The sequence below is a fragment of the Sphingomonas sp. FG14 genome (assembly GCF_057809675.1).
Window position 1 is genome coordinate 795786 of record NZ_JBMDKK010000002.1, and the last position, 20101, is coordinate 815886.

At 65.3% G+C, this 20101-nt stretch carries 21 protein-coding genes; 4 read left to right on the forward strand and 17 right to left on the reverse strand.

All coding sequences use genetic code 11. The annotated features are described in order from the left end of the window. Positions 1-86: 86 nt before the first annotated feature. The 4 genes from dcd to ACODTA_RS11915 all read right to left on the reverse strand — a co-directional run bounded on the left by dcd (position 87) and on the right by ACODTA_RS11915 (position 2349). A complete protein-coding gene (gene dcd, locus ACODTA_RS11900) occupies positions 87-641 on the reverse strand; it encodes a dCTP deaminase (protein ID WP_489066114.1) in 555 nt (184 codons plus the stop codon). 69 nt (positions 642-710) lie between these two features. After that, entirely contained in the window at positions 711-1166 is a 456-nt protein-coding gene (locus ACODTA_RS11905; protein ID WP_489066115.1) for a cytidine deaminase, read from the reverse strand. After that, on the reverse strand, positions 1163-1855 hold the full coding sequence (locus ACODTA_RS11910) for a GH25 family lysozyme (RefSeq protein ID WP_489066116.1): 693 nt from the start codon (positions 1853-1855) through the stop codon (positions 1163-1165). Before ACODTA_RS11910 ends, ACODTA_RS11905 begins: the two co-directional genes overlap by 4 nt. 11 nt (positions 1856-1866) lie before the next feature. Next, the gene (locus tag ACODTA_RS11915) at positions 1867-2349 is read right to left on the reverse strand and encodes a UPF0262 family protein (protein ID WP_489066117.1); all 483 of its coding nucleotides are present in this window, start codon (positions 2347-2349) and stop codon (positions 1867-1869) included. A 149-nt stretch (positions 2350-2498) separates the two neighbouring features. Here ACODTA_RS11915 and ACODTA_RS11920 point away from each other — a divergent pair, with 149 nt between their 5' ends. Then, on the forward strand, positions 2499-4010 hold the full coding sequence (locus ACODTA_RS11920) for a replicative DNA helicase (protein ID WP_489066118.1): 1512 nt from the start codon (positions 2499-2501) through the stop codon (positions 4008-4010). 12 nt (positions 4011-4022) lie between these two features. Here the strand turns inward: ACODTA_RS11920 and ACODTA_RS11925 are convergent, their stop codons facing one another. From ACODTA_RS11925 to ACODTA_RS11985, 13 genes are all read right to left on the reverse strand, one after another. Beyond that, on the reverse strand, positions 4023-5015 hold the full coding sequence (locus ACODTA_RS11925) for a CorA family divalent cation transporter (protein WP_489066119.1): 993 nt from the start codon (positions 5013-5015) through the stop codon (positions 4023-4025). Between the two features lie 27 nt (positions 5016-5042). After that, positions 5043-6332: a HupE/UreJ family protein gene (locus ACODTA_RS11930; RefSeq protein WP_489066120.1), complete on the reverse strand. Its 1290-nt coding sequence runs from the start codon at positions 6330-6332 to the stop codon at positions 5043-5045. After that, positions 6329-7564, reverse strand: coding sequence for a tetratricopeptide repeat protein (locus ACODTA_RS11935; RefSeq protein WP_489066121.1), 1236 nt, complete (start codon positions 7562-7564; stop codon positions 6329-6331). The genes ACODTA_RS11930 and ACODTA_RS11935 overlap by 4 nt, the downstream gene beginning before the upstream one ends. Before the next feature lie 86 nt (positions 7565-7650). Further along, entirely contained in the window at positions 7651-8349 is a 699-nt protein-coding gene (locus ACODTA_RS11940; protein WP_489066122.1) for a DUF4331 family protein, read from the reverse strand. After that, on the reverse strand, positions 8349-9014 hold the full coding sequence (locus ACODTA_RS11945; protein ID WP_489066123.1) for a hypothetical protein: 666 nt from the start codon (positions 9012-9014) through the stop codon (positions 8349-8351). Before ACODTA_RS11945 ends, ACODTA_RS11940 begins: the two co-directional genes overlap by 1 nt. Before the next feature lie 141 nt (positions 9015-9155). After that, complete coding sequence (locus ACODTA_RS11950) at positions 9156-9923, reverse strand: phosphoadenylyl-sulfate reductase (protein WP_489066124.1); 768 nt, start codon at positions 9921-9923, stop codon at positions 9156-9158. Then, entirely contained in the window at positions 9916-10341 is a 426-nt protein-coding gene (locus ACODTA_RS11955; protein WP_489066125.1) for a DUF934 domain-containing protein, read from the reverse strand. Before ACODTA_RS11955 ends, ACODTA_RS11950 begins: the two co-directional genes overlap by 8 nt. Then, positions 10334-11968, reverse strand: a complete 1635-nt coding sequence (locus tag ACODTA_RS11960) for a nitrite/sulfite reductase (protein WP_489066126.1) — start codon at positions 11966-11968, stop codon at positions 10334-10336. Before ACODTA_RS11960 ends, ACODTA_RS11955 begins: the two co-directional genes overlap by 8 nt. Before the next feature lies 1 nt (position 11969). Beyond that, the gene (locus ACODTA_RS11965) at positions 11970-12266 is read right to left on the reverse strand and encodes a DUF2849 domain-containing protein (protein WP_489066127.1); all 297 of its coding nucleotides are present in this window, start codon (positions 12264-12266) and stop codon (positions 11970-11972) included. Beyond that, complete coding sequence (gene cobA, locus ACODTA_RS11970; RefSeq protein WP_489066128.1) at positions 12263-13051, reverse strand: uroporphyrinogen-III C-methyltransferase; 789 nt, start codon at positions 13049-13051, stop codon at positions 12263-12265. The genes ACODTA_RS11965 and cobA overlap by 4 nt, the downstream gene beginning before the upstream one ends. 58 nt (positions 13052-13109) lie before the next feature. Next, positions 13110-13601, reverse strand: coding sequence for a GlcG/HbpS family heme-binding protein (locus tag ACODTA_RS11975; RefSeq protein ID WP_489066129.1), 492 nt, complete (start codon positions 13599-13601; stop codon positions 13110-13112). 61 nt (positions 13602-13662) lie between these two features. Further along, positions 13663-15090, reverse strand: a complete 1428-nt coding sequence (gene astD, locus ACODTA_RS11980) for a succinylglutamate-semialdehyde dehydrogenase (protein ID WP_489066130.1) — start codon at positions 15088-15090, stop codon at positions 13663-13665. A gap of 51 nt (positions 15091-15141) precedes the next feature. Further along, complete coding sequence (locus ACODTA_RS11985) at positions 15142-16545, reverse strand: protein adenylyltransferase SelO family protein (RefSeq protein ID WP_489066131.1); 1404 nt, start codon at positions 16543-16545, stop codon at positions 15142-15144. A 37-nt stretch (positions 16546-16582) separates the two neighbouring features. Here ACODTA_RS11985 and ACODTA_RS11990 point away from each other — a divergent pair, with 37 nt between their 5' ends. The 3 genes from ACODTA_RS11990 (at position 16583) to ACODTA_RS12000 (ending at position 20041) form a co-directional block, all read left to right on the forward strand. After that, the gene (locus ACODTA_RS11990; RefSeq protein ID WP_489066132.1) at positions 16583-17443 is read left to right on the forward strand and encodes an alpha/beta fold hydrolase; all 861 of its coding nucleotides are present in this window, start codon (positions 16583-16585) and stop codon (positions 17441-17443) included. A 5-nt stretch (positions 17444-17448) separates the two neighbouring features. Beyond that, entirely contained in the window at positions 17449-18570 is a 1122-nt protein-coding gene (locus tag ACODTA_RS11995; protein ID WP_489066133.1) for a glycosyltransferase, read from the forward strand. A gap of 67 nt (positions 18571-18637) precedes the next feature. Next, positions 18638-20041, forward strand: coding sequence for an NAD(P)H-dependent flavin oxidoreductase (locus ACODTA_RS12000; protein WP_489066134.1), 1404 nt, complete (start codon positions 18638-18640; stop codon positions 20039-20041). Positions 20042-20101 lie beyond the last annotated feature (60 nt).

The following is a 20101-nucleotide window of genomic DNA, read 5'->3' on the forward strand; positions in this document are numbered from 1 at the left end:
TATCGGATCTTGTCCGTTCCGGTGTGTTGTCATGCATCGCATGGGCTCCAGCCTCCGCTGGAGCGACAGGATATATGTTGCGTTCTTTACAGCTTCGGCAGGGTCACCCCGCGCTGGCCCATATATTTGCCGGCGCGGTCGGCGTAGCTCGTCTCGCAAGGCTCATTGCCTTGCAGGAACAGGAACTGGCACGCACCCTCGTTCGCGTAGATCTTCGCGGGCAAGGGGGTGGTGTTGGAGAATTCCAGTGTCACATGGCCTTCCCAGCCGGGCTCCAGCGGCGTGACGTTCACGATGATGCCGCATCGCGCATAGGTGGATTTGCCCAGGCAGATCACCAGCACGTCACGCGGCACGCGGAAATACTCGACGGTGCGGGCAAGCGCGAAGCTATTGGGCGGGATGATGCAGACGTCGGTCTTGCGGTCGACGAAGCTGTTCGACGCGAAATCCTTGGGATCCACCACAGCGCTGTCGACATTGGTGAAGATCTTGAACTCGTCGGCGACACGCGCGTCATAGCCATAGGATGACAGGCCGTAGCTGATGCAGCCGTCGCGCCGTTGCGATTCCACGAACGGCTCGATCATGCCGGTCGTCGTCGCCTGTTCGCGGATCCATTTATCACTCAGAATCGACATATTCGCTGTTCACCGATGAAAGAAGAAGCGGGATTCCTGCTTTCGAGGGAATGACGCAAGGGATAATGTTCATCCGATCCCCAGATCCGCCGGCCCGAATGCATGGGGCAGCAGGTCCGACAGCCGGTGGGTTTCGATCGTCTCACCGTCGGCCGACGCGCAATGGATCGTGATATCGCGCCCGGCCAGTTGCGCCGCCTCGTTCAATATCTGCCGGCAGCGGCCGCAGGGGCGCACCGGATCGGTGCCCGCGATCGTACCGTCGGCGTCCAGCATGCCGCCGATCACGCCGATCTCGACCACCTGGCGTAGCCGGCCCTCGCTGTTCGCCTTGGCGAGTGCGACGGTTTCAGCGCACAGTGACAGGCCATAGCTCGCATTCTCGAAATTGGTGCCCGTCACCACGCTGCCATCGTCGAGCAACACCGCCGCGCCGACGCCGAAGCGCGAATATGGGGCATGGGCGTTGGCGGCGGCGATGCGCGCCGCGTCGATCAACCGTGCGGCAGTCTCACTCTCACTCATGGTCGCACCACATTCCAGTCCACTGGGCCTTCGATTCCTTCGATACGCCGTACCGAGGATGCCTGCCACATCACCCAGGGACGTTCGCCGTAATTGGGGGGCAGGAACAGACGCCGCAACCACAGGGTACGGTGGATGCCGCTGCTGACGGCGTAGGCATCCTCGAATTCGCTGGTGACGTACAGGATGGCGGGCTTGCCGGCATGCGCCTCGATCATCTGCAGGAAGCTGGTCAGATCGGCGATCAGCGTTTCGCGCGAAGGGCGAGCCGCGCAATTGCCGCCGAATTCCAGGTCGACGGCAGGCGGCAGCGCCAGCTCCTCGCGCGGGACCGTGGCGATGAAGTTTGTCGCCTGGTCGATCGCCGGCCGGCAAAGCGTGTAGAAGTGATAGGCGCCGTGTTTCAGCCCGGCGGCTTCCGATTGCTGCCAATTGTCGGCGAAGCGGGTGTCGCGGTGATCGGCGCCCTCGGTTGCCTTGATATAGGCGAATTCGGCGCCAGAGGCCCGGACGCTCGGCCAGTGGATCTCGCCCTGGTGATGCGAGACGTCCACGCCCTGCAACGGATATTTTTCGATCGAGGGGCGCCATTGCAGCGCATAGGCGTAGAGCGCGCCTGCCAGCGCGGCGAGCGCCGCCAGGGCCAGGGCTGCGAAGCCCAGCCTCCGCTTCCACGTCCGTGCCGCCATGCCCCCGCCTTCTACCCCTTGATGTGCAGCACGCAGATCAGCGTGAACAGGCGCCGCGCGGTATCGAAGTCCACGTCGATCTTGCCCGCCAGCCGCTCGATCAGCAGTTCAGCCGCTTCATTGTGGATGGCCCGTCTGGCCATGTCCACCGTTTCGATCTGCTGCGGCGTCGCATTGCGGATCGCCTGGAAATAGCTGTCGCAGATCGCGAAATAATCCTTGATCGGCCGGCGGAAGCGGCCGAGCCCGAGGATGAGGGATTCAAGCGGGGTGCGATCCTCGCGTCCGATATCGATTGCCAGCCGGCCCTCCTCGACACGCAGGCGGACGGCATAGGGCCCCCTATAGCCATCCTCATGCTCGCGCTGCGGCGCGAAATGATTGCCTTCGAGCAGGTCGAAAATGGCGATGCGGCGCTCCTGCTCGACATCGGCCGAGCGCCAGACGATCGTCGCCTGGTCCAGTTCGATATCGATGATGCGCGGATCCGCCATTGGGGGGCTTTATCGGGGAAGGGCGGGCGCCTCAACACCCCGTGATTGCCGCTTTGGCGAAGAGACAGGGGATGATATGCTTCTCCACAAAGTTTTCCACAGCCTTGCTGTGGGTTGAGCCGGCACTCCGGGTGCGCGAGAAGCGACATATGGCCGAACCGTTCCGAATCGTTGCCGCCCAGGAGGGCGAACCCGTCGAATTGCCGCACAATATCGAGGCGGAAGCCGCGCTGCTGGGCGCGATGATGATCGACAACCGCGTCGCCGAAGACGTGATGCAGAAATTGCGCGGCGATCATTTCTTCGAGCCGGTGCATGGCCGCATCTATGACGGCGTGCTGAAGCTGGTCGGGCGCAGCATGGTCGCCAATCCGGTGACGCTGAAGCCGATGTTCGAAAGCGACGAGGCGATGCGCGAACTGGGCGGCCCCGCCTATCTCGCGCGGCTGACCGGCAGCAACGCCGCGCTGATCGGCGCGCGCGACTTCGCCGAACAGATTTACGAGCTGGCGCAGCTTCGCGCGCTGATTCAGGTGGGCCGCGATCTCGTCACCAAGGCGATGGACACCACCGACGAGGTGAATCCGAAGAAGCAGATCGAGGAAGCCGAGGTCGCGCTCTATTCGGTCGCGGAAGAGGGTGGAGAGACCGGATCGGTCAAGAGCTTCCTCCAGGCCAGCCGCACCGCAGTGGAGATGGCAGAAAAGGCGCTCAATGCCGGTGGCGGTCTGTCCGGCGTCACGACGGGCCTCAATTGCATCAACGAGCGGATCGGCGGCCTCCACCATTCCGACCTTATCATCCTGGCCGGACGACCCGGCATGGGCAAGACGTCGCTGGCGACCAACATCGCCTTCAATGCCGCGCATCGCTGGCAGCGCGACATGGAGGACGGAATCGAACCCAAAAAGTCGATCGGCGCGAAGACCGCGTTCTTCAGCCTCGAAATGGCCGCCGACCAGCTCGCCACGCGCGTGCTTTCCGAACAATCGGGCATCTCGTCCGAAAGCCTGCGCATGGGCAAGATCAGCCAGCAGGAGTTCCGCAATCTGGCGCGTGCCTCCGGCGAACTCGAAAATCTGCCGCTCTTCATCGACGATACGCCGGGCCTCACCATCGCGGCGTTGCGCACACGCGCGCGCCGGTTGAAGCGGCGCCACGATATCGGGCTGATCATCATCGACTATCTCCAGCTTCTCCAGGGCTCGGGCAAGAGCAGCGACGGCAATCGCGTGCAGGAAATCTCGGAGATCAGCCGTGGCCTCAAGACGCTGGCCAAGGAAATGAACGTGCCGGTGATCGCGTTGTCTCAGCTCAGCCGCGCCGTTGAGCAGCGCGAGGACAAGCGCCCGCAGCTCTCCGACCTTCGTGAATCGGGCTCGATCGAGCAGGATGCCGATATGGTCTGGTTCGTCTATCGCGAGGACTATTATCACTCGTTCAAGAAGCCGGCCGAGCCCGACGCCAACTCGACCGCCGACCAGCATGATGCGTGGAACGCCTGGCTTCAGGAGGATTTTCGGATCAGCGGCATGGCGCAGCTCATCATCGCCAAGCAGCGCCACGGCGCCACCGGATCGGTGCGCATGCGCTTCGACAGCAAGATCACGCGCTTCTCCGATCCGATCGATGACGATCGTCTGCCGCAGCAGTTCAACTAGGATGCATTCCGCCTACCGCCGGACAAAGCCGAGCAACCTGAGCAGCAGATAGGTTGCTAGCGACGACGCCACGGCCAGCGCGCCGGCGGCCAAGGTGCCATTGTCGCCGGTCATCGGCAGGCCACCCGTGTTCATGCCGAAAAAGCCGGTGACAAGCGTGGCGGGCAGCATCAGCGCGGTCATGATCGACAGGAAATAGATGTTCTGATTGGTGCGTTGCGCCGCCTGGAGATCGAGTTCGTCGCGCAACAATCGCAACTGGGCCTGCACGCCGACGACATCGGTGTCGAGCGTGTGCAGCCGCTGATGGAAACGTTGGGCGACCGGCGCGAGCGTGGCCGGTAGTGCCGGATCCTCGTGCAGCCGCTGCAACGCCGCGCGCATGCCCGCCAGCATGCGGTGGATCTGCGCGGCGCGCCGGCGGACCGCGACCAGATCGCGCGTGTCGGGCAATGCGCCACGGGTCAGGAACTCGTCCTCGTCCTCAAGCAGTTCGGCGGTCATGCCCGCGACGATCCGGGCCAGCCCGTCGGTCAGCGATCCCATCAGCAGGTCCAGCGCATCGGCGGGCCCGGTGAAGCGTTCGCCGGCCAGCAGGCGCTGGCGGACGATGTCAGCGGAATGGAGCGGGTGAAAGCGGCCGGTGATGATCGTCGCCGGGCCGATCGCGACATGGAGCGCGCCGATACGGTTGGTCCGGTCGACATCGAAGTCGCGCTCGAAATCGTGAAGGACCAGGCCGGCCACCCCCTTCTGGACAAGGGCGCGCTGGATTTCGTCCTTGGAGCGCATCAGGTCGCGGATGAGCGGCGGCAGTTTCGCCTTCTCCTCGATCCAGCGCAGGCTGCGATGATCGGACAGATTCAGGTGCAGCCAGCGCAATCCGCCATCGGCCGGTGCGTCGCAATCCTCGATGGCGGTGATCCCGTCCCCGCTCGCGGCGCAGCCCCAGATCAGGCCGGGGCGCATCACGGTTTCGCCGAGCGAGAGGAGGTTTTCGGGCATGGCCAATCCCCCAGGGGAAATTGCGGGTTAGGACCGTGATGTGACGCTTTCGTGACGGGTTTGGCGATGGAGGGTGAAGGCGATGATCATGAGGATCGCGATCGCCCAGGGGGCGTGACCCAGCAGCATGTCGAGCGTCCGACCCAATCGATTGTCCGCGCCGCTCAATCTCTCGCCCAGCCATGCCAGCGCGGCCACGGCGGCGATGGTCGATCCGAGGAGCCGGAACGCCCGATAATGCCGGGTCCGGGCCAGCATGATCAGCGCCGGCACGGTGCAGGCAACGACAAGCAGTTGAACGATCTCTATGCCGAGGTTGAAACCCAGGATCGAAAGCGCCTTTTCATCCGCGCCCAGGCCGTGGCCGCCGATCAGCGTGGCGAAGGCAAGGCCGTGGACCAGTCCGAAGCCGCCGGCGACGAACATTTCGCGTCTCGGGAAGATCGGCCGGAAGCCATGGAGCGCGGAGATCAGGATCGACAGTGCGATCAGCGCCTCGACGGGTTGCGCGGGCAATCGCCAATCGAAGAACGCTCCGCCGATCAGGGTCAGCGAATGGCCGACGGTGAATGCGGTGACGACGCCGATCAGATGGCGGATCGTCGGTTTCAGTCCGGCATAGCCGCTCCAGCGCCGTCCCCGCGCGATCAGTGGCGCGGGGATGAGCAAGGTCATCAGGAACAGCAGGTGATCATGCCCCGCCGCGATATGGTGCATGCCCAGGCCGATCGAGGCCAGGAAACCGCGAAGGCGGCTGGGATTGCCGCGATCCACAAGCAAGGTGGTGCGGCCGGGCTGGAGACCGCCGACCAGTCTGGCTTCCGCACCGACATGTCCGCCTTCGAAATCACGGCCGATCAGCACCAGCACGAAATGATTGGGAACGCGGTCCAGCACGGGTTCCCAGTGAAAGATCAGCCGGCGCGGAGATGTGCCGGGCGGCGGTGTCAGCCTGATGATAAAGCGCAGATCGGGCGGCCCGACATCGTAACCGATCCGGAGACCGGTGATCTTGGTCGACCAGGCGTGTCCGCCAGGCGAGGCTGCGCCGATCTTCGGTTTCAGCCATGCGGCAAGCCTCGATGGATCGGCGAGTTGACCATGCCGATCCAACACCAGCTTCGCGCGCATCGCATATTCCAGTTCACCCTGTGGAATGACGGCGTGTCCGATGATGTGATCGGGCGAAAAATCGAGAGTGACCTCGCTATTCGGTGTCAGATGCGCGGCGGCGGGGCGGCCGAGGAGCAGGAGCGATAAAAGCAGCAGCACCGCCAATGCGGTGGTCCGCCCGATCGCATCGGTTTTCGGTATCAATGGCCGAACCATATCATCGCGGATCGGCGATCGAGGATCCGGGGATTGATGGCGATGGCCTTGTCCCGTTCGTTGGCGGCCTCACCGCCGCGGCCGAGCATCGCCTGGGCGTCGGCGGCGAGCATATGCTGTTCCGCCGAAACCCAGCCGCTTTGCGAAACCGCCTGAGCGATCCGCAGCGCATCGTCCGCGCGGCGATTGGCGAGCAATGCCCAGCCGAGCGCGATCGCGGAGGCACCGTGCGGGCGGGCGTGGAAGCCGGCGAGCGCGAGGCGAAGCGTCCGCGCGGTTGGGCCGAAAGCGAGATAGTGATCGAGCGCATGGGCCTGCGCCGCCTCCGGGAACGCCTTCAGCCTCGCATCCCACAAATGCGCCGCCTGTCGCGACAGGGCATCCGCTTGTGCGTGATCGCCCTGTGCGCGGTAAAGCGCGGCCAATGCGTCGATCGTTTCCGGTGCGCCGCCATGCGCGATCGCGGTGCGATAGAGCCGGATCGCGCCATTGATGTCGCCGCGCAGCGCCGCCATCTGCGCGCGATTCTGCTCGATCTGCCAATATCCGGGGAACAGAGCATCGCCCCCGGCAAAGGCGCGTTCCGCATCATCCCATCGCCCGATCCTGAGCAGGATCGTGCCGCGTTGGAGCTTCAGCCCAGCCGCTGCCTGCGGCGTCGTGAAATTGCCCATGCGTTCGGCGCGATCCAGGACCGCGAAGGCACGGTCCGGCTGCCCCAGATACGTCTGCAGCATCGCCCGGCGCGCGAACAGGCCCGCGCTTGGCGCCAGTGCTTCGGCCGCGTCATAGTGTCGGGCCGCCACCGCATAGCGTCCGCGATACAGCGCGATGTCGCCGCGCATCGCTTCCGCCTCCGCGCGGATTTCCGGTTCGGCGGGCATGGCGTAACGGTCGATTTCCGCCAGCATCGCTTCCGCCGCGCCCAGCCTGTGCGTCTGCATCGCGAATGCGGCGGCCGTCAGATGTGGGCCGGCGCGGGGACCGGAAACCGCGAAAGCACGATCGAGCGCGGCGCCGGCGGCGGCGAAATCGTCATAGCTGCCGGTCAGCCGGGCATGCGCCATCGACAGCGTCGCTATCTTCTCGAGCGCCAACCAATCGTCCGCCCGCTTCGCCGCGTCGGCGCGTGCGGTCGCCAGATCGCGCTCCAGCAGGGCGACCGCATCGCGCTGGTTGGAGGGGGCGACTGTTGGCGGCAGGATGCGCGCGGTGCGCATGGCCGTATCGTTCCCATGCGGCCAGATCGAAAGTGTGGCGGCGACCGCCGCGATCAGCGCCGCCGCTGTCAGCAGCCGCGCGGCGCTCAGGCGGGCGTGGCGCAGGATACCAGGCTGAGGCGGGCGAGATCGTCGCCCAATATAGTGTGCAGGCCGGTGAGCGTCGCCTTGATCTCGGCGGTCCAGCGTCCGGCCGCGTCTTCGCCGGTATTGCTGTCGTTATAGGGGATCTTGGCCGATGTGCCGATCAGCGCCGTCGCGATCGCGGGCATGCCCATGCGATCGACCGAGATGAAGGCGCTGTCGGGATCCTTCCTGAAATCATAGCTGGGTGCGGCGCCGCTAGCGATCGGCGGTTTGCCCAGCGGTGGAGCGAGATAGGGAAAATCGGGCAGGAAGGTCGCGTCGTTGCGGCCGGGATTGAGCGGCAGATCGGCAAGCGTGCGCAGATTGTGACGCCGCATGTCGAGCAACAGGTAGGACAGGGTGATGTCGACGACCTGATCCTGCAATCGGCGGCCATTGGGGAAGCTGGGGGGCAGATTGAGGTCCAGCTTCACGGTGTCGGGTATGATCAGCGCGGTCACGCTGTTGCCGGGCGTGACGATCTGATCGAGGCAGGGCTGCACGTTGAAGCTGGTCGGCGTCGGTGTCGGCGCGGGAGATGTCGGCGTGGGCGTGGGTGTCGGCCCCGGCGTCAGCGTACCGCCATCGCCGCCGCAACCAGCAAGGGGGAGGAGCATGGCGATCACCAGCGCGCTCGCGCCGAGGCGGAGACGACGCATCAGATATTCCCCCCGAAGCGGGCGCTCGTCGCCCAAATGTCGAGCGGATGCGTGCCGTTCTCCAGCGCCGCGCGCGGCATCTGGATGACGATCGCCGTATCGTCCTTGCCGGCGAAGAAATCGCGATCATTGCGCATCTGCAGCGTGCCCGTCGAGCGGGTCGCGCGAAAGCCGAGCAGGTCGAAATTGAACGGATCCTCGAACAGGCCCGCGCGCAGCATCGCGCCGCCGCTCGCGATATTGGTTTCGACCGGTCCGGAGACGATCGCGGTTGCGGCGCCCGGCACATTTTCGAACTGGACGCCATTGGCCGTGCCGTTCTGCCCGAAACGGACGCGGATCACGAATTCGGGATCGCTGCGCGCGCCGGCGTTGGAGATGTTGACCTTGTAGAGCACGTCGCGATCATAGCTCGCGGCCCTGCCGGCTTGCGGCCCGGCGAAGGTGACCGCAATGATCACATGGCTGGTGGTATGCCAGGCATAGACATCGGCGATATCGGCCGCGAAATCGGGCAGTGTGTCGAGATCCGGATCGGTTCGCGTCGGCGGATCCAGATGGTCGGCGGCGACCGTCGCGCTGTCACCCGACAGGAACGCGATCGGAATGGCGAGCGCAAGCGACCCTGCCGCAAGCAACCTGGTGCTGAACGAGGATATCGGCACGCGCATTCCCCCTGCCCGGCAGGCTGTTGGATCGCGACCGTGCGCCGCCCTGCGCCTCGTACGGGCACTGGGGTTGGACGCGGCAAAAGAGTAACCCGTTGGCGCGACCGCTCAAAGGGAAAAAATTGAACGGCCTGTGGTTCAGAATACCGGCTGGTTTGCGGGGTCGTCGGGGTCGGCGACGGGCACATGGATGCCGCATTCCACCTTGTCCCAGCCGCGCCAGCGGCCGGCACGCGGATCTTCGCCAGGCTTGACCTTGGAGGTGCAGGGTGCGCAGCCGATCGATGGGTAACCTTCGGCCTCCAGCGGATGCCGGGGCAGATCATGCGCCTCGAAATAGGCGTCGAGATCGGCCTTGGTCCAGTTGGCCAGCGGATTGACCTTCAGCCGGTCTCCGTCAATCTCGAAGCGCGGCAGGCCTGAGCGCGTCGCGGACTGGAAACCCTTGCGCCCGGTGATCGAGGCGTCGAAACCTGCCAATGCGGTTTCGAGCGGCACGACCTTGCGGATCTCGCAGCAGCCATCGGGATCGTACGACCAGCGCAGGCCGGTCTCGTCCTTCTTCAGGATCGTCGCGGGGGCGGGGGTCAGGATGCGGAGGTCGGTCAGGCCCAGGCGCTCGACAAGATCGCCGCCATAAGCGAGCGTCTCGGGGAAATGTTTGCCGGTATCGAGGAACAATACCGGCGTCGCCGGTGCGGCCGTGGCGATCATGTGCAGCAGCACCGCCGATTCCGCCCCAAACGACGACACCACCGCGACATCGCCAAGCATGTTTTCGCCGAGCAGCACGCGCAGCATCTCGACAGGCTCGACGCCGCGAAACATGTTGTTGAGCCGGATCGCGTCGGCGGTGGTGAAGCGGGGAGCCACGTCGATCCGGTCGCGCACGCGCGCCTCAGCCATGACGCAGCTTCCAGACCGGCACCGCCGCGTCCGCCGCCTTCTGATAGACATGATCGTAACGCGCCAGCGACGCTTCGACGACGGCGGGGTCGAGCGGCTTTTCGGGCGCGAAACTGTCGAAGCCGCAGCGCCGCATGAAGGCGATCTGGTCGACCAGCACATCGCCCTGCGCGCGCAGCTCGCCCTGATAACCGGCTTCGCGCAGGATGCGCGCCGCCGAATATCCGCGCCCGTCGCGATAGCCGGGGAACGCGATCTCGACGAGCGCGAGCCGGTCGAGATAGGGCAGTAGGGCGCGGGCATCCTCGTCGGGTTCCAGCCGGACCGAGGTCGCGTTCGACTGATCGAGAAAGGCGTCAAGCGTCACCGCCGGCTCTTCATGCGCGGCGTCGGTGCGGAAGCTCAGCGGGTCACCCATAGATCGCCTCCTTGAAGGGCTCGATGCCGACACGGCGATAGGTGTCGACGAAACGCTCGCCGTCCTGGCGCAGCGACTTGTAGGTATCGGTCGCCTTTTCGATGGCATCGACGATGCCGTCCTCGTCGAAACCGGGGCCGGTGATCTTGCCGAGCGACACGTCCTCAGCGCCCGATCCGCCGAGCAGGAGCTGGTAATTCTCCGTGCCTTTGCGATCGACGCCGAGAATGCCGATATGGCCGGCATGATGGTGGCCGCAGGCGTTGATGCAGCCGCTGATCTTCAGCTTGAGTTCGCCCAGATCGCGCTGCCGGTCGAGATCGGCGAAACGTTGCGCGATCTTCTGCGCAACCGGGATCGAGCGCGCATTGGCGAGGCTGCAATAATCGAGGCCGGGGCAGGCGATGATGTCACTGATCAGATCGAGATTGGCCGTTGCCAGCCCCGCTTCGTCGAGCGTCTGCCACAGCGCATAAAGGTCGGTCTTGCGCACGTGCGGCAGCACGATGTTCTGCGCATGGGTCACACGCAGTTCGTCGAAGCTGTAGCGTTCGGCGAGATCGGCCATGACGTCGATCTGGTCGGCGGTCGCGTCGCCGGGAATGCCGCCGACCGGCTTCAGGCTGATATTCGCGATCGCATAGCCGGGCTGGGCATGCGCGGCGACATTCTGCTGCACCCACAGGCGGAAATCGGGATCGGACAGATCGAGATCGTCGCTCAGGCCCGTTTCGAAGGCGGGCGGCGCGAAGAAGGCGCTGATCCGCTCCAGCTCGGCCGCGGGCGGATCGATGCCCAGGGTCTTCACGTGCGCGAATTCCTCTTCGGCCTGGCGGCGATATTCGTCGGCGCCGATCTCGTGGACGAGGATCTTGATCCGCGCCTTGTAGATATTGTCGCGGCGGCCGTGACGATTATAGACGCGCAGGCACGCCTCCAGATAGCTCAGAAGATCCTCGGCGGGCACGAAATCCTTGATCTCGGGCGCGATCATCGGCGTGCGGCCCATGCCGCCGCCGACGAAGATCTTGCCGCCCAGCGTGCCCGCTTCGTTGCGGACCAGTTCGATGCCGATATCGTGCAGCCGCATCGCCGCGCGATCCTCGGCCGACGCGATCACCGCGATCTTGAATTTGCGCGGCAGGTAGCTGAATTCGGGGTGGAAGGTGCTCCACTGGCGCAGCAGTTCGGCCCAGGGGCGCGGATCGGTGACTTCGTCCGCCGCCGCGCCAGCATATTGATCCGAACTGATGTTGCGGATGCAATTGCCGCTGGTCTGGATGGCATGCATCTCGACGCTCGCCAGATCAGCGAGGATGTCGGCCGCTTCCTCCAGCTTGATCCAGTTATACTGGATGTTCTGGCGCGTGGTGAAATGGCCATAGCCACGATCATATTTGCGCGCGATGTGGCCGAGCATGCGCATCTGCCGGCCGTCGAGCGTGCCATAGGGCACCGCGACGCGCAGCATATAGGCGTGGAGCTGCAGATAGAGGCCGTTCATCAGCCGCAGCGGCTTGAACTGATCCTCCGACAGGGCGCCGGACAGGCGCCGGTTCACCTGGTCGCGAAACTCCTCGACGCGGGCGTCGACGATCGACTGGTCATATTGGTCGTATTTGTACATGTCAGATCACCCAGTTGCCGGCATCGGGGTCGGCGGGTTTCAGCGTCAGGTCCGGGCGGACGGTCGGGCCCAGCGCGCGCACGCGGTCCTTGATATGCGCGGGACGGGGGCCTCCCGGGGTCGCGGTCGCCTCGATCACATAGGGCGCGTTGACTCGGCGCGCGCCTTCCTCGGCGCGGGCGATGCCTTCGCCCTCTTCGGCGACATCCGCCGCCTCCTCGACATGGCGCGACCAGTCCGTTCCGGTCCACCAGATCACGTCGCCCGTCGGCAAATCATTGCCCGTCAATATCTTCACGCAAGATGCTCCGCCTGTTTCTCGAATGCCGCCAGCCGATCTTCCGCATCGGCGCGCAGCACGACTTCTCCCACCACGATCAGCGCCGGGCTCTCAACGCCATCGCGCGCGATCATGCCACCAAGATCGGCAAGCAAGGTACGCAGCGCGCGCCGATCGGGACGGCCGCCCTTTTCCAGCACCGCCACCGGCATGGCCGGCGAGACGCCGTCGGCGATCAGCTTGTCGGCGATCTGCTCGGCGGTGGCGACGCCCATATAGATGACAAGGGTGCGGCCCTTGCCGGCAAGCCCGGACCAGTCCTGTTCGGTCAGGCCCTTGCACTGGCCGGCGACGAAGCTGACCGCGCTCGCGGCGTCGCGGTGGGTCAGGGGAAGCAACGCTTCCGCGGCGCAACCGATCGCGGCGGAAATACCTGGAATCACTTCGACCGGTACGCCGGCCGCATGGCAGGCTTCGACTTCCTCGCCGCCGCGTCCGAAGATGAAGGGATCGCCGCCCTTCAGGCGGATCACCGTGGCGCCGCCCAGCGCTTCCGCGACGATCAGCGCGTTGATCGACTCCTGCGCCAGCGTGTGCCGGGCGCGGCTCTTGGCGACCGAGATCAGCCGCGCGGATGCCGGCGCGAGCGCCAGGATACGGCGATCGACCAGTCCGTCATGCACGATCACATCGGCACGCCCGATCGCGCCGACAGCTTTCACCGTCAGCAATTCCGGGTCGCCGGGGCCGGCGCCAACCAGGATGACTTTCCCGGAGGTTAGGTCACGCACTTTACCATCCATGGGCGGACAGATGGGCGTTCGCCGCCTTTGACGCAAAGCAGGGTTTTTTTGGGGGTGGTTAGTTGAGCTTTGCGCTCGCCAGCGCGGCGGCGGCGATCTCGCCATCCTCGGCGGAGGTTCCGCCGCTGATGCCGAGCGCGCCGATGACCAGTCCGTTGGAAAGGATCGGCACGCCGCCCTCGACGGCGACGACGCCATCCAGGCTGAGTACGGCCGCACCGTTCTTCGTGACGGAATCCGCGAACGCCTTGGTCGGCCGGCGGAATCGCGCGGAGGAGCGCGCCTTTTGCTGGGAAACCACGATCGAGGCCGACTGGGTGCCGTCCATCACTTCAAGCAGGATCGGTTCGCCCGATGGCAGCACAACCGTAAAGGCCATGCGGAAATTGCGCGCCTTGGCTTCGCGATGCGCGGCATCGACGATGGTGCGCGCCTGGGCGAGCGTGACGGCGGGGCCGTAGGGGCCGGGTATCTGCTGCGCGGATGCGGCCGGTGCCAGCAAGGCCGCCGCGAGCGCCGCGCCCGCTGCAAGATATTGACGCTTCATCATCATCGCCCCTCCTGATTTTCCGGCGGGATAGGCGGTGCGGCGGGGACAGGCAATGTCCGTGTCAGGACCCGCTGGAGGGATCGCGCAATCCGATGCCGATCGATGCGCGTGCCTGTTCGGTTTCCGATGAAACCACGGGATAGGCGCAATAATCGGCGGCGTAATAAGCGCTCGGCCGGTGGTTGCCCGACAGGCCGACACCGCCGAACGGCGCGTTGGAGGGCGCGCCGTTGGTCGGCCGGTTCCAGTTGACCACGCCCGCGCGGATATTCGCCCAGAACCGGTCGTAAAGCGCCGGTGCGCCGCCGATCAGCGAAGCGGACAGGCCGTAGCGGGTGTTGTTCGCCTCGATCAGCGCATCCTCGAAGCTGGCGACGCGGATGACCTGGAGGATCGGGCCGAACAGTTCGACATCGGGGCGGTCGGAAACATCGGTGACGTCGATGATCGCCGGGGTCAGGAACGGGCGGTCGTCGACGGGCCGGTCGAGCCGGCGGAAGGGGCGGCCGCCCTTCATCATCAGGCCAAGAAAGCTTTCCTGCAGCGAATCCGCCGCATGATTGTCGATCACCGGCCCCATGAAGGGTTGAGGCTCGTCGTGCGGGCTGCCGACGATCATGCGGTCGACCAGCTTGCCAAGTTCGGCGAGCACCGCATCCTGCTTGCCGTCCTCGACGATCAGCCGCCGGGCTGCCGTGCAGCGCTGCCCCGCGCTCAGGAACGCGGATTGCGCGATCACCACCGCGGCGGCGTGGATATCGGTGGGGTTCCACAGCACGATCGGATTGTTGCCGCCCAGCTCCAGCGCCAGGATCCGGTCGATCCGCTCGGCGTAAAGGCGGCTGAGTGCCAGGCCGGTCGGCGCCGATCCGGTGAAATAGAGCCCGTCGATCCCGTCATGCGCGGCCAGCGCCTTGCCCTCGGCGGGGCCACCGATCAGCAGGCGCACGGCGCCTTCGGGCACGCCCGCCGCGCGATAGCATTCGACGAGCAGTTCGGCGGTCGCCGGCGTTTTCTCCGATGGTTTGAACACCACGGCGTTGCCGGCGATCAGCGCGGGCACGATATGCCCGTTGGGCAGGTGCGCGGGAAAATTATAGGGGCCGAGCACCGCGACCACGCCATGCGGCTTGTGCCGCACCGCGTTGCGCACGCCCATTGCGCCGTCCAGCCGGCGCTGCGCCGTGCGTTCGTTATAGGCAGCGACGGAAATGTCGACCTTGGCGATCACCGCCTCGACCTCGGTCCGTGCCTCCCAGAGCGGCTTACCCGTTTCGCGGGCGATCCGATCGGCGAATTCGCTGGCGCGCGAGAGCATGACATTGCCGAAACGACGCATCGTCTCGATCCGCACGGTCAGCGGGCGCGACGCCCATTCGGCCCAGGCACCGCGTGCGGTCTCCACTTCGGCATCGACATCGCCGATCGCACCGCGCCACAGGATGGCGCCGGTGGCGGGTTCGAAAGAGACGATTTCCTGCGGATTCATGGGTTACTCTGGCCAGTCAATGCCCTCTCCAGCACCTTTGGACAGGGTAGGTCAAGGCATGGCGCCCATCGCATCGCCCATGCGCCGGACCGCCGCGACCTTGTCGTGCAACGCGGACCAGTCATCGGCGTCGGCGATGCGAGACCAGATCGCCTCGACTTCGTCGATATGCATCGAGCAGGGCGCTGCATCGGACCAATAGGGATGATCGAGCGCGCGGGCCGGCGCATAGGCGACAATGCGGGCCCGGAAATCGTCGAAAACCGGATCGGCGTATAGGGCATCGGCGGGAGAGGGAGCGCGGCGGTCTCCCCCAGCCCAGTCGAAGAAGAAGCGATCGATTTCGACGGTGCCCGCCATCAGCGCCTGTTCCATCCCGCCGATCAGGGCCTTGTCCTCCGTATCCCCACGCGGCGCCACGCCCAGGCGCCACAGCAGGTGGCGGATCAGCGCGGCCTCATAATGGCCGGCATAAGGCTCGATGGCGGATACCAGCGCCTCCTGATCGGCGACCAGGCGCAATGCCACGGCAAGCTGGATTACGTCCCAATGGATCGCCTCGGCCTGGCGGCCAAAGGCGTAAAGCCCATGATGATCGAAATAGGCGGATATGAAGGCGGGATCGTAGAAGGGCGTGAAACGCCATGGGCCATAATCGAAGCTTTCGCCGGTGACGTTGATATTGTCGGTGTTGAGCACGCCATGGACGAAACCGGCAGCGACGTAGCTGGGCGCCAGCGGCGCCACGCTGCGGGCGACATGGCCGAGCAGCCGTGCGGCGCCGTCCTCGCCGGGGACATCGTCGAAATAACGATCGAGCGTGTAATCGATCAGCCGGTGCATGGTTTCGGCGTCGCGCAGATGCGCGAGCCGCTGGAAACTGCCGATCCGGATATGGCCATGGCTCAGCCGCACCATCACCGCCGATCGGGTGGGGGAGGGTTCGTCCCCGCGCTGGAGCGCTTCGCCCGTCTCGATCAGCGAGAAGGTGCGGGATGTCCTGACGCCCAGGGCTTCGAGCATCTCGGTGGCCAGGATCTCACGCACGCCGCCTTTCAGTGTTAGCCGCCCGTCGCCGAAACGGCTCCATGGCGTTCGCCCCGATCCCTTGGTGCCGAGGTCCATCAGCCGGCCGTCCGATCCGCGCATCTGCGCGAACAGGAAGCCGCGCCCGTCGCCCAGATCGGGATTGTACGCGCGGAACTGATGACCGTGATAGCGCAGCGCGAGCGGTTCGGTCAGGTTGCCCGGCAGCGGTTCGAAGCGACCGAAATGCGTGATCCATGCGGTATCGTCCAGGCCGTCGAGCCCGATTTCCGCCGCCGCGCGATCGTTGCGGAAGCGCAGGATCGTCTTCGGGAAATCGGCTGCGGTGACGGGATCGTACATCGCGTCGCCCAGCGCGAGGATCGCGGATTCGGGCGTGTAGGGAGTTGCTTGCCGGATACTGTCCATATCGCGATATGGGGGCGAAGACGGGAAGGGCGCAACCATGGCCGCGTATAGTGACGGATATTGGTGGTCGAACGACAATCTGCGCCTGCATTATCGTGATTATGCGGGGGCTTCAGAACGCCCGCCGATCCTGTGCGTTCCAGGGCTCACGCGCAATGCGCGCGATTTCGAGGGCGTGGCGGAGCGACTGGCGGGGCGCTACCGGGTCATCTGCGTCGAGCTGCGCGGGCGCGGTGAAAGCGCCTATGCCAAGGATCCGATGAGCTATGTGCCGCTCACCTACGCCCAGGATCTCGACAGGCTGATCGGCGAACTTTCGCTCGATCGGCTGATCGTCTTCGGCACATCGCTTGGCGGAATCGTCGCGATGCTGCTCGCCGCCACGCACCGTGAGCGGCTGGCCGGCGTGCTGCTCAATGATGTGGGGCCGGTGATCGAGCAGGCCGGGCTCGACCGGATCCGCTCCTATGTGGGGCGCAATTCGGCCTGGCCGACCTGGGTTCATGCGGCGCGCGCCGTGGGTGAACTCAATCGCGACGTCTATCCCGATTACGGGCTGGAACAGTGGCTGCGCATGGCGAAGCAGCTTTATCGCCTTAATCAGCAGGGCCGCATCGTTCCCGATTATGACGCGAAGATCGCCGAGCCGTTCCGCGCGCCGGGCGGGGAAGCCGGGGTGGATTTGTGGCCCGCGCTCGACGCGATGGCCGAAATCCCGATGCTGATCGTTCGCGGCGAGCGATCGGACGTGCTGGGCGTGGAGACACTCGCCCGGATGAAGAAGCGGCTGGTCAACGCCAAGAGCGTCATCGTGCCGGGCGTCGGTCATACGCCGACTCTGGAGGAGCCGGTCGCGATCCGCGCGATCGACCGGTTTCTGTCCGGCATCACCGGCTGAAGGCGATGGCGCTCAGCATCCTCCACCTCCACTCGAGCTTCGACCTCGGCGGAAAGGAAGCACGGGCCGTCCGCCTGATGAACGCGTTCGGCAAGCGGGCGCGGCACACGATCGTGAGCGGGGTTCCTAGCGCGCTGGGCGCGCGGGCCGCGATCGATCCGGGTATACGCACCGATTTTCCTCAGGATGCGCCGTCGTTGACGGGGCGCCCCTCCGTGGCCCGGTATCAGGCGATCGCGCGCTATATGCGCCGCTTCGATCTGGTGCTGAGCTATAACTGGGGCGCGATGGACGGCGTTATGGCGCGCCGGCTGTTCGGGCGCGGCTTGCCGCCGCTGATCCATCATGAGGATGGCTTCAACGAGGACGAGGCCGTCCGGCTCAAGACCGATCGCACGATCTTCCGCCGGATCGCCTTGCCCGCCGCGCAGGCGCTGGTGGTGCCGTCGGTGAAGCTGGAGACCATAGCGTTCGGGACATGGAAGCAGCCCGACTGGCGCGTGCGGCGGATCTCCAACGGCATCGATGTGCGGCGTTATGCCGGCCAGCGCGATCCCCGCGCCATTCCGGGCTTCGTGCGCCGTCGCGGCGATGTGATCGTGGGATCGGTCGCCGGGTTGCGCGCGGTCAAGGATCTGCCGCGTCTGGTGAAGGCGGTCGCCGCCCTGCCGGAGTTCGTGCGCCTGGTGATCGTGGGAGAAGGCCCCGAGCGCGAGGCTATCCTGTCCACGGCAGCGGCGGCGGGGATTTCGGACCGCGTGCATCTGCCGGGCTTTCTCGATCGGCCATGGCGCTATGTCGGGTTGTTCGACATTTTCGCGCTGTCCTCCAGGAGCGAGCAGTTCCCGATCTCGGCAGTCGAAGCGATGGCCGCAGGCTTGCCGGTGGCCTCTCCCGATGTTGGCGATGTGTTCTCGATGGTTTCCGGCGAAAATCGGGAGCTGCTCAGCGAAACCTCCTTCGAAACGGCGCTGCGCCGTTTCGCACTGGACGAAAGCCTCAGGAAACGCGTAGGGGCCGCCAACCGCGCGCGCGCGGTGGGGGAGTATGACGAGGAAGAAATGATCGCGCGCTATGCGGCGCTTTACGGCGGCGCTGTCGGCCGGTCCGGCATACTGACCGGTTAAACCGATTTTTACCGCGCATTCGGCGCGTCTTTCGCTTATATCTGGGACAAATCAAGGGAGTGACGTGTTGTTCAAGGGTCTGAAGCCCATCAGCTACCGCGGGCGCGAGGTCTGGCCGATCATCGAGGGCGGAAAGGGCATTTCGGCGAGCAACCATATGAGCTCCGGCGCCTGGGCCGCGGCCGGTGGCATCGGCACCATCTCCGCGGTCAATGCGGACAGCTATGATCCGACGGGCAAGATCGTGCCGCAGGTCTATCGCAGCCGCACGCGGCGCGAACGCCATGAGGAACTGATCGAATATGCGATCGAGGGCGCCGTAGAGCAGGTGAAGCGCGCGTTCGAACTGTCTTCGGGCAAGGGCGCGATCAATATCAACGTGCTGTGGGAAATGGGCGGCGCCCAGCGCATCCTGCACGGCGTGCTGGAGCGGACGCGCGGCATGGTGGCGGGCGTCACCTGTGGCGCCGGCATGCCCTATAAGCTGTCGGAGATCGCGGCGTCCTACGAGACCAGCTATCTGCCGATCGTCAGCTCCGGCCGCGCTTTCCGCGCGCTGTGGAAGCGGGCCTATCACAAGGCGGCGGAATGGCTGTCGGCGGTGGTCTATGAGGATCCGTGGCTGGCGGGCGGGCATAACGGCCTGTCGAACGCCGAGGATCCGCTGAAGCCGGAGGATCCCTATCCGCGCGTCAAGGCGCTGCGTGATACGATGCGCGAAGGCGGCATTTCGGATGATGTGCCGATCGTGATGGCGGGCGGCGTCTGGCATCTGCGTGACTGGAACCACTGGATCGATAATCCCGAACTCGGCGCGATCGCCTTCCAGTTCGGCACGCGTCCGCTGCTAACCCAGGAAAGCCCGATTCCGGAAGCCTGGAAATCGAAGCTGATGACGCTCGATCCGGGCGATGTGCTGCTCCATCGCTTTTCGCCGACGGGCTTCTATTCCTCGGCGGTGATGACGCCCTTCCTCAGGAATCTGGTGGCGCGTTCGGAACGCCAGATCGCCTTTTCCACCGAAGCGGCGGGCGATCATCAGTTCCAGCTCGATGTCGGCGTCAAGGGCAAGCATATGTGGGTCACGCGCAACGATCTGCTGCGCGCCCGCGAATGGTTCGGCCAGGGCTATCTTGAAGCGCTGAAGACGCCGGACAACACGCTCGTCTTCGTGACGCCGGAGGAGCGTGCGATCATCCGCAAGGATCAGGCGGATTGCATGGGCTGCCTCAGCCAATGCTCCTTCTCGTCCTGGATGGACAGCGAGACCAATTCGACAGGCCGGCTGGCCGATCCGCGCAGCTTCTGCATTCAGAAGACCTTGCAGGATATCGCGCATGGCGGCGATCCCAACGACAATCTGATGTTCGCGGGCCATGCGGCCTACAAGTTCAAGCAGGACCCCTTCTATTCGAACGGGTTCGTGCCGACGGTGAAGCAGCTTGTCGATCGTATCCTGACGGGCGACTGAGCTTACCGAGCCAGTTTCTGATCATGTCGGGGCCGGGCCTGTTAAGTTCGGCCCCGATTT

What these genes read in the sequence shown, in the direction of transcription:
- dcd (WP_489066114.1), bottom strand. Translation starts at nt 641, where the DNA reads ATGTCGATTCTGAGTGATAAATGGATCCGCGAACAGGCGACGACGACC.
- ACODTA_RS11925 (WP_489066119.1), bottom strand. Translation starts at nt 5,015, where the DNA reads ATGCCCGAAAACCTCCTCTCGCTCGGCGAAACCGTGATGCGCCCCGGC.
- ACODTA_RS11985 (WP_489066131.1), bottom strand. Translation starts at nt 16,545, where the DNA reads ATGGACAGTATCCGGCAAGCAACTCCCTACACGCCCGAATCCGCGATC.
- ACODTA_RS11935 (WP_489066121.1), bottom strand. Translation starts at nt 7,564, where the DNA reads ATGCGCACCGCGCGCATCCTGCCGCCAACAGTCGCCCCCTCCAACCAG.
- ACODTA_RS11950 (WP_489066124.1), bottom strand. Translation starts at nt 9,923, where the DNA reads ATGGCTGAGGCGCGCGTGCGCGACCGGATCGACGTGGCTCCCCGCTTC.
- ACODTA_RS11940 (WP_489066122.1), bottom strand. Translation starts at nt 8,349, where the DNA reads ATGCGTCGTCTCCGCCTCGGCGCGAGCGCGCTGGTGATCGCCATGCTC.
- ACODTA_RS11960 (WP_489066126.1), bottom strand. Translation starts at nt 11,968, where the DNA reads ATGTACAAATACGACCAATATGACCAGTCGATCGTCGACGCCCGCGTC.
- ACODTA_RS11975 (WP_489066129.1), bottom strand. Translation starts at nt 13,601, where the DNA reads ATGATGAAGCGTCAATATCTTGCAGCGGGCGCGGCGCTCGCGGCGGCC.
- astD (WP_489066130.1), bottom strand. Translation starts at nt 15,090, where the DNA reads ATGAATCCGCAGGAAATCGTCTCTTTCGAACCCGCCACCGGCGCCATC.
- ACODTA_RS11995 (WP_489066133.1), top strand. Translation starts at nt 17,449, where the DNA reads ATGGCGCTCAGCATCCTCCACCTCCACTCGAGCTTCGACCTCGGCGGA.
- ACODTA_RS11955 (WP_489066125.1), bottom strand. Translation starts at nt 10,341, where the DNA reads ATGGGTGACCCGCTGAGCTTCCGCACCGACGCCGCGCATGAAGAGCCG.
- ACODTA_RS11990 (WP_489066132.1), top strand. Translation starts at nt 16,583, where the DNA reads ATGGCCGCGTATAGTGACGGATATTGGTGGTCGAACGACAATCTGCGC.
- ACODTA_RS11910 (WP_489066116.1), bottom strand. Translation starts at nt 1,855, where the DNA reads ATGGCGGCACGGACGTGGAAGCGGAGGCTGGGCTTCGCAGCCCTGGCC.
- cobA (WP_489066128.1), bottom strand. Translation starts at nt 13,051, where the DNA reads ATGGATGGTAAAGTGCGTGACCTAACCTCCGGGAAAGTCATCCTGGTT.
- ACODTA_RS11905 (WP_489066115.1), bottom strand. Translation starts at nt 1,166, where the DNA reads ATGAGTGAGAGTGAGACTGCCGCACGGTTGATCGACGCGGCGCGCATC.
- ACODTA_RS11915 (WP_489066117.1), bottom strand. Translation starts at nt 2,349, where the DNA reads ATGGCGGATCCGCGCATCATCGATATCGAACTGGACCAGGCGACGATC.
- ACODTA_RS11920 (WP_489066118.1), top strand. Translation starts at nt 2,499, where the DNA reads ATGGCCGAACCGTTCCGAATCGTTGCCGCCCAGGAGGGCGAACCCGTC.